Here is a 7,908-nt window from a genome sequence, read left to right on the forward strand (position 1 = left end):
TGGTCATCTCCTGGTGTCGTGCAGGTGGATCCGCAGCTGCCGTGGCACGGTCGGCGGTCATGGCCGAGGCACGATCGGCAGTTGGATGTAACTCGGGTGTGCGGGGCCGGTGTGGATCCCGTTCGTCGCACCGGCGTGGTAGGTCTCGTCGTAGGCGCGGACGGGCAGGCCGTCGGGGGCGTAGGGCTGCGCGTCGATCCGCAGACGGCAGCCCGCGCGGATCAGCGCGCTGCTGGGGTTGAGGCCGACCTCGATCGGGACCACCGCGCCGCTCACCAGCGGCTGATGGTCCGTCTCGGCGTGCGTGTGGACGGGCCAGTACTCCGTCGACCTCGATGCGTCGAGGGCGCGGTGCGACACCTTCAGCCAGCCGTGCCCCACCGGATGGATGTGGTGCGGGTCGATCGGGTGGACCAGGGACTCGTAGCGGATCTCCCGGTCCTGCTCGTCCAGTACTCGCAAGGACACGAACAGATCCATGTCGCTGCTCGTCGACGACACCCACAGGCCGACCTTCATGTAGCCGACGAGCACCAGGTCTTCGGTCAGCGGGTCGCTGACGAACGAGACACCGGTCGACCAGCGCGGTGTGCCGCCGACCGGCCCGGCCGGCGAGCCGGTGTCACGCCCCAGGTCGAGATGGGCGCTGTAATGAGCGTCGCTCTCCACGGACGGGGCGTCCTCGCTGATACGCAGAAAGTCCTCACGCCGTCCGTCTCCGGCCCAGTCGGAGGGGCGGGCGTCCAGGTACCAGCGCCGGTACTCGGTCCGCGCGGGCGGCCACTGGTGATCCTCCAGGAGATAGTGGGCACCGTCGCCGGTCCTGACCTGGATGCGGACCGGCGCCTCGTCCATGACCCCGTTGTCGGCGCCCTTGAGCCAGTGGTCGAAGAAGCGCACGTGCTCCGCGATCGTGGATTCCTTGTAGCAGTGCGGGAACCACGCGTCGACGAAATCGAAGCGTTTCCCCTTCGCGCCGGTCGAGCGGAGATATGTCTCGCTGCTGCCGAGCTGGTGGATGGTGGCGCCGGTCTGTGGGCCGACGATCCACACCGGTGCCGTCGCCTTCTCGATCTCGGGGACCATGAAGATCGATCCCTGCGGGCCGTAGGCCGCCGGGTCGTTGAATGGCGTGGCCAGCACGCGGGCCATCCAGTCGGTTTCCGGGCGCACGTCACCGCAGAAGTTGTTGCCGGACCAGCTCTTCCACCACCAGTTCCAGAAACCCGCTCCGAAGAGGCCGCCGCCGTACAGGGCCTCGTTGTAGATGTCGGAGTCCGTGCCGAGGGCGATCATCGCCTTGAGATGGGGCGGTCGCAGACTCGCGACGTTGTGCTGCGTCATGGCCAGGTAGGACATGCCCCACAGGCCGACGTTGCCGTTGGACCAGGGCTGGGTTCCGGCCCACTCGATCGCGTCGTGGTAGTCGTACGCCTCCTGAGTGCTCAGGGGCGCCTGCACGCCCGGACTGCTTCCGACACCACGGCCGTCGACCCGGACGCACACATAGCCGTGGGGAACCCAGACCGCCGAGTCCACGCTCTCGTGGTTCTCGTACTGAAGGCCGTCCGGGTTGCCGGAGAAGAACCGGTCCTCCAGTTCTTCCTTCTCCCGTGCGTCCTGCTCGTCGCAGATGCACTCGTGGTGGAACGCCTTGCCGTAGAACCCCTTGTTCATGACGACCGGATGCCGGCCGTCGTCGGCCGGGCGGAAAACGTCGGCGTTGACATAGGACCCGTCGCGCAGCGGGATCCTGACGTCCGTCTCCTTGATGATTCCGCGGATGTCCCGCCGCAAGGTGTTGCGGGCGGCTGCGGCGCCGCGCAACGTGCGGGGACGGTTCGCCGTGAACGCGCCCGGTGTCACGTCGAGTTTCGCCAGGAGGGCGGTGACCTGCGGGTCCTCGGCGAAGCGGTCGATGGCCGAGGGGCCGCCCGCGGGCTGGTCGAAGGAGAGGACCATCGGTTCGATGACGTCGTGCACGACGGGGGCGATCGTGATGCCCGTCCCGACGTCGCCTTCCCGGTCCAGCGACTGCACCAGGCGGGCGAGGTTGGTGACGATCGGGTCGTGCAGCCGCTCGATCTTCCCGTCCACACGGGGAACGAGCTGTGCCAGATTGACGCGTGGCGCGCCGGGGACCGCTCCGAGAACCAGCCCCCCCACCCGGAAGGTGACCGCCTCACCTGGCCTGTACCGGAACTCGCCGCGCCCGTTGGTGACGCCGGACGTCGTGGGTGTCCGGTACACGAGGCCCGCGACCGGGCCGGCGAAGACACCGGTGGCGGCGGCGCCCGTCGGCAGGTCCGTCTCGGGGATACTCATCGAATCTCACTCCCGTACGTCGTCGTCAGGATCTGGGTGGTGACTCGGCCGACCGGTCCGGCCGTTTCCTGGTGCGCCAACGGGCACACCGAGACTGGTGGCGTGCGGCGCGCGGGCGGTCAGACGCCGGCGAGGCGCCGGAAGCGGCTGGCGTGGAAGACGAGCGGTGAGGCGTCCGGAGCGGCACTGAGACCGTGCACGTGCAGCAGCACGATGTCGTGGTCCCCGCAGGTGACTTCCTCGCGGATCGTGCAGTCCAGCCACAGCGTGGCGTTGTGGACGAAGACCGCACCGTCGTCGGAGGCGAACCAGTCCACTCCGGCGAACCTGTCCCCCTCCTTGCTCGCCAGCCGTGCGCAGACCTCTCCCTGCTCCTCGGCAAGGACGCTCAGTCCAAGTCGAGGCATTTCCCGCAGTTTCGGCCAGGTCCGGGAGGTGTGTTGGATGCACACCGACACCAGGGGCGGCTCCATCGACACGGACGTGAAGGAGCTGGCGGCCAGTCCCGTGGGCTCTTCGTCGCCGGCCGCACACACCGCGGTGACTCCGGATGGAAAGCATCCGAAGGCCCGTCGCAGCTGATCCGCGGCCGTCACCGGCTCGATACCTCTCAACGCAACCTCCCTGTCGGTCCCCGCCCGGCATGTCCGGCCGGCGTGGACGAATGCGCCCGGCCAGTCCCGGACGTCGTGCGCGTGACGTTGTTCGATCTCGGTCTGCGAATGGTCAGGACGGCACCTCCACCGGGCCGGCCCGCAGCCAGTCCCGCACCGCCTCGCCGTCGGCGCCGAGCCCTGGGGGCGCGCGGTGATCGACACGGGTCGTCTCCGTCTCGGCCCCCGCGGGGTCGACGGAGAAGGTCCGCAGAGCCGACCCCGGCAGTGTGATCGTCCCCAGTCCCTGGTGCTCGACATCGACCAGGAGGCGCTGCGATCGGGTCTGCTCCCAGGTGTAGACCTCATCCAGGCCCCGGACCCGGCCGGCGGGAATGTGGGCCCCGGCGAGCCGTCGCAGCAGTTCGTCCGGCCCGTGCTGGGCGAAGACGTCTTCGAGCAGCTTGGTGAGAGTGTCCTGGTGAGCCAGTCGGTCGGCGTTCGTCGCGTAGCGCGGATCGTCGGCCGCGAGCCCGAACTCGGCGCACAGCCGGTGCCACATGGCGTCGTTTCCGCAGGCGATCTGCACGCTTCCGCCCGAGCAGCGGAACAGTCCGTAAGGGGCGATGGTCGGATGCTGGTTGCCCTGTGCGGAACCGACTTCTCCGGCGACGGTCCAGCGTGTCCCCTGGAAGGCGTGGGCCGCTACAACCGAGGCGAGCAGCGATGTGCGCACGATCTGCCCCTGACCGGTACGGTCACGTTCGCGCAACGCGGCGAGGATGCCGAAGGCGCCGTTCATGCCGGCCAGCAGGTCGGCGATGGGCACACCGACGCGCTGCGGATGGTCGGGGTCCGGCCCGGTCAGGGACATCAGTCCCGCCTCCCCCTGTGCGATCTGGTCGTACCCCGGGCGGTGGGCCTCAGGTCCGTCGTGGCCGAATCCGCTGATCGACAGGATCACCAGACGCGGGTTGAGGCGCATCAGCTCTTCGGTGCCGAAACCGAGCCTGCGCAGTGAGCCGGGCTTGTAGTTCTCCATCAGAACGTCGGCCCGCCGGACGAGTCCCGCCAGCACCTGCGCGTCGTCGGCACGCTTCAGGTCGAGGGTGATCGACTCCTTGTTCCGGTTGCAGGACAGGAAGTACGTCGACGCCGTCGTGCCGTCGGCGCCCCGGACGAACGGCGGCCCCCAGGACCGGGTGTCGTCCCCGGCCGGGCTCTCGACTTTGATGACTCGGGCCCCGAGGTCACCGAGCATCATCCCCGCCTGTGGTCCCGCGAGAGCGCGGGTGAGGTCGATCACGAGCAGGCCGTGGAGCGCCCCGGTCATGACCGCCCCTCCACCGGGGCCGGCGGCACGGCGGCCGGGTTGGGCCGGATCACCAGCATGGCCGCAGGCAGATTCGTGCGGTTCTCAACGGCACGCGGTGTCCCGGCCGTGATCCGCGCCGAGTCGAGGGCGCCCAGGTCGTGAGAAGTGCCGTCGGCGTCGAGCAGGGTGAGGGTGCCGTTGAGCACGACGTAGACCGTCTCCGCCGGTACGGGCGTCAGGTCCGCGCCCCCACCGGGCAGATAGTGCGACAGGGCTACCGTGACGGCACCGCCGTAGTGCCCGCCACCGAAGAGATGGAGAGGCCCGACCCCGTGGTGGTCCACGGGGTGAAATGGCTGGGCCTGCGAGAGCTTGCTGACTTCTATCGACACGGTCGTGGTACTCGATTCTGGCTGGGCGGCAGGGCGTACGCCCGGACTGGCGGACGGCAGCGGTGGACAACGGACGAAGGCCGAAGGACGGGGCCCGCGGTACCGGTGAAGTCCGGCACAGGACCTCGCGACGGGATGATGACGAGGACGGCCGGAGCGCAGCGGCTTCTGGTACGGCCGCTGACACGGCTCGGCCCCGCCTGCCGTCGATGAGCCGTCCCTGGCCCTACCGGCTGTGGGAGGCCGCGAACCTCACGATACGAGCCTCGCTGAAGATGTCAACATTTTGATCGGCATCTCTTGTGGATGCTGCACCTATTCCCTGGCGATGGACCGTGAATACAGGGCGAACCACCCCGAAAGACATCCAGGCTCTGCACCACCACCGCAAAAGTGTTGACATATTTGATGCGCTTCGTAGGGTGAGGCAACACGCTCGCAACATCGCCCGCGAGGTCACCGGCCGAGTCGCCCGGGGGACCGAGAGCGCAGCCGTGGGCCAAGGCGCCGCGTGCGTCACTTCATCCCTATTCCTTGGACGAGGAGCACAGGCATGGCAGTCGAACATGACAAGGCGGAGATCCTTGAGATCCTCAATCTCTACGGTCTCGCGCTCGACGCGCGCCAGTGGGACCTGTTCGACCGCGTTTTCGCGCAGGACGTGATCGCGGAGTTCGGTCCTGCCGGGGCGGCATGGAAGGGGCTCGACACCTTCAAAAGCTCCTTCGCCGAATTTCACGACCGCCTCGACGGCCATCAGCACACGATGATGGGTCAGTTGGTGCACGTGAACGGCGACACGGCGAATGCCTTCAGCTACGGCAACTGGCTGCTGATCCGCGCAGCCGCCGAGGGCGGGCCGACCTGGCTGGGAACGGGCTGGTACGACGACGAGCTGGTGCGCGGCGACAGCGGCTGGCGTATCAAGCGGCGGGTCTGCCGGCTGATGTCCTGGTCGGGCAACCCGTCGGTGCCTGAGCAGCATCGCGAGCACAACCCGGACATGAACCTCAACGTGCTGCACGAGCACGCCGAGGAGGGGCGGATCGCGTTCCTGAAGGCCATCGCGGCGTCGTGAGCACCCCTCAGCAGCCGCCGGGGCCGGCGGCCTTGCCACCACCACGTCCAGCGCACCGCGTGAGGACCTCCATGACAGTCCCGCATGACGACGGGCTCTCGCTCGCCGACGAATTCCCCCACGCGACCCGGGAGCAGTGGCAGCACCTGGCCGCGGGCGCCCTGCGCAGGTCGGGCCGCGAGATCTCGGCCGACGACGCGGAGGCGGCCCTGTCCACCCCGCTGGAGGACGGGCTGTACGCGAGACCCCTGTACACGGCACGCGAAGCGGCGGCCGATACCGGCCCGCCCGGTTTCCCGCCTTTCGTGCGCGGGGCCCGGCCGGAGGGGAATACCGCCGCCGGGTGGGACCTGCGCCAGCGGCACGCTGCCGCCGACCAGGGGAGCGTCCTGACGGACCTGGAGAACGGTGTCACCTCCTTGTGGCTGGTCATCGGCGACGGCGGTATCCCCGTCTCCTGTCTCGACCAGGTCCTGGAAGGTGTCCACCTCGACCTGGCGCCCGTCGTCCTCGACGCCGGCGACGACACCGAGGTGGCCGCCGAGGCGCTGCTGTGTCTGTACGAGGAGCGCGGCGTCGCCCGGACGGCGGCGCGCGGGAACCTGGGCGCCGATCCGCTCGGGCTGGAGGCCCGGACGGGACGCGCATCGGACCTCGCGCCGGCGGTGGGCCTCGCCGTCCGGTGCGCCGAGCACTACCCGGTGCTTCGGGCGCTGACCGTCGACGCGATGGCCTATCACGAGGCCGGCGGCTCGGCCGCGCAAGAGCTGGGCTGCGCCCTGGCGACCGGTGTCAGCTATCTACGGGACCTCACCCGAGCCGGTCTGAGCGTCCAACAGGCTTGTGGCCAGCTGGAGTTCAGATACGCGGCGACCGCCGACCAGTTCCTCACCATCGCCAAACTCCGTGCCGCGCGCCGGCTGTGGGCGCGGGTCGCCGAGCTGTGCGGGGCACCGGAAGCCGGCGCGCAGCTCCAGCACGCGGTGACCTCGCCGGTGATGATGACGCGCCGCGACCCGTGGGTGAACATGCTGCGCACCACCATCGCCACCCTCGCCGCCGGGCTGGGCGGTGCCGGCTCCGTGACCGTGCTGCCCTTCGACGACGCGCTCGGACAGCCCGACGCGTTCTCCCGCCGGATCGCCCGCAACACCTCCGCCATCCTGGCCGAGGAGTCACATCTGGCCCGAGTGATCGATCCTGCGGGCGGCTCCTGGTATGTGGAACGGCTGACGGAGGAACTCGCCCAGCAGGGCTGGCGGTTCTTCCAGGAGATCGAGCGCGTGGGCGGTCAGACGGCGGCCCTGCGGTCCGGCATGCTCCCGCAACGACTGGCCGAGACCTGGTCCACGCGCGGCGAACAGCTCGCGAAGGGCCGCGAACCGATCACCGGGGTCAGCGAGTTCCCCGACCTGGCGGAGAAGCCGCTCGTACGAACACCCGCCCCTACCGCGCACACCGGCGGCCTCCCCCGGGTCCGGCGGGACGAGGCGTTCGAGGCGCTGCGGTCCCGCTCCGACACCCATCTGGCCACGACCGGCGCCCGCCCCCGCGTGTTCCTGGCCGCCGTCGGGACAGGCGCGGCGCACACGGCGCGGGTGACCTTCGCGTCCAACTTCTTCCAGTCCGGCGGCATCGAGCCCGTCACCACCGGCACCTTCGAAGACAGCGGAGCACGTGAGGCGTGCCTGTGCTCCAGTGACGCGCTGTACGAGGACCAGGCCGAGGCCGTCGCCGGGCAGTTGCGTGCCGCCGGCGCACAACACGTGTTCCTCGCGGGCCGTCCGGCACGACACGTCGGCATCGACTCGTATGTCTTCGCAGGCTGTGACGCCGTCGCGGTGCTCCGCGCCACACTCGATCGGATGGGAGTGGAGCGATGACCGTCCCGGACTTCTCGGAGATCCCACTGGGCAAGAGCGAGACCGGCGCAAGCCTCGACGACTGGTCCCACGCCGTCAAGGAGGGCACCGGCAGGAGTGACGCCGACCTCGTCTGGAACACTCCCGAGGGCATCGACGTCAAACCGCTGTACACGCCGCAGGATCTCGCGGGCGTCGACTTCCTCGGGACGTACCCCGGAATCGCCCCCTATCTCCGCGGCCCTTACCCGACGATGTACGTCAATCAGCCGTGGACGATCCGTCAGTACGCGGGCTTCTCGACCGCCGAGGAGTCCAACGCGTTCTACCGGCGCAATCTCGC

7 protein-coding genes are annotated in these 7,908 nt (G+C 69.4%); 3 read left to right on the forward strand and 4 right to left on the reverse strand.

The genetic code is table 11. The features are described 5' to 3' along the window. Positions 1-57 precede the first annotated feature (57 nt). The 4 genes from ACFYNU_RS08260 to ACFYNU_RS08275 all read right to left on the reverse strand — a co-directional run bounded on the left by ACFYNU_RS08260 (position 58) and on the right by ACFYNU_RS08275 (position 4,625). Positions 58-2,325 carry a CocE/NonD family hydrolase gene (locus ACFYNU_RS08260; protein ID WP_356596892.1) on the reverse strand — a complete coding sequence of 756 codons (2,268 nt, stop codon included), beginning with the start codon at positions 2,323-2,325 and terminating at the stop codon, positions 58-60. Between the two features lie 119 nt (positions 2,326-2,444). Then, on the reverse strand, positions 2,445-3,143 hold the full coding sequence (locus tag ACFYNU_RS08265; RefSeq protein WP_356596894.1) for a flavin reductase family protein: 699 nt from the start codon (positions 3,141-3,143) through the stop codon (positions 2,445-2,447). Then, positions 3,052-4,251, reverse strand: a complete 1,200-nt coding sequence (locus ACFYNU_RS08270; RefSeq protein WP_356596896.1) for a CoA transferase — start codon at positions 4,249-4,251, stop codon at positions 3,052-3,054. The genes ACFYNU_RS08265 and ACFYNU_RS08270 overlap by 92 nt, the downstream gene beginning before the upstream one ends. Beyond that, the gene (locus tag ACFYNU_RS08275) at positions 4,248-4,625 is read right to left on the reverse strand and encodes a cupin domain-containing protein (RefSeq protein WP_356596898.1); all 378 of its coding nucleotides are present in this window, start codon (positions 4,623-4,625) and stop codon (positions 4,248-4,250) included. The genes ACFYNU_RS08270 and ACFYNU_RS08275 overlap by 4 nt, the downstream gene beginning before the upstream one ends. A 553-nt stretch (positions 4,626-5,178) precedes the next feature. Here ACFYNU_RS08275 and ACFYNU_RS08280 point away from each other — a divergent pair. The 3 genes from ACFYNU_RS08280 to ACFYNU_RS08290 form a co-directional block, all read left to right on the forward strand. Then, complete coding sequence (locus ACFYNU_RS08280; RefSeq protein WP_356596900.1) at positions 5,179-5,703, forward strand: nuclear transport factor 2 family protein; 525 nt, start codon at positions 5,179-5,181, stop codon at positions 5,701-5,703. Positions 5,704-5,774: 71 nt separating this feature from the next. Then, entirely contained in the window at positions 5,775-7,586 is a 1,812-nt protein-coding gene (locus tag ACFYNU_RS08285; protein ID WP_356596902.1) for a methylmalonyl-CoA mutase family protein, read from the forward strand. Continuing rightward, positions 7,583-7,908: methylmalonyl-CoA mutase family protein (locus ACFYNU_RS08290; protein WP_356596904.1), on the forward strand; the 326-nt coding region annotated here is incomplete at its 3' end. The genes ACFYNU_RS08285 and ACFYNU_RS08290, both read left to right, overlap by 4 nt.

Source organism: Streptomyces sp. NPDC006643 (assembly GCF_042870175.1).
GTDB lineage: Bacteria > Actinomycetota > Actinomycetes > Streptomycetales > Streptomycetaceae > Streptomyces.

Excerpts from the sequence above, each read along its gene's own strand:
- ACFYNU_RS08260 (WP_356596892.1), bottom strand. The coding sequence starts at position 2,325 with ATGAGTATCCCCGAGACGGACCTGCCGACGGGCGCCGCCGCCACCGGT.
- ACFYNU_RS08270 (WP_356596896.1), bottom strand. The coding sequence starts at position 4,251 with ATGACCGGGGCGCTCCACGGCCTGCTCGTGATCGACCTCACCCGCGCT.
- ACFYNU_RS08280 (WP_356596900.1), top strand. The coding sequence starts at position 5,179 with ATGGCAGTCGAACATGACAAGGCGGAGATCCTTGAGATCCTCAATCTC.
- ACFYNU_RS08285 (WP_356596902.1), top strand. The coding sequence starts at position 5,775 with ATGACAGTCCCGCATGACGACGGGCTCTCGCTCGCCGACGAATTCCCC.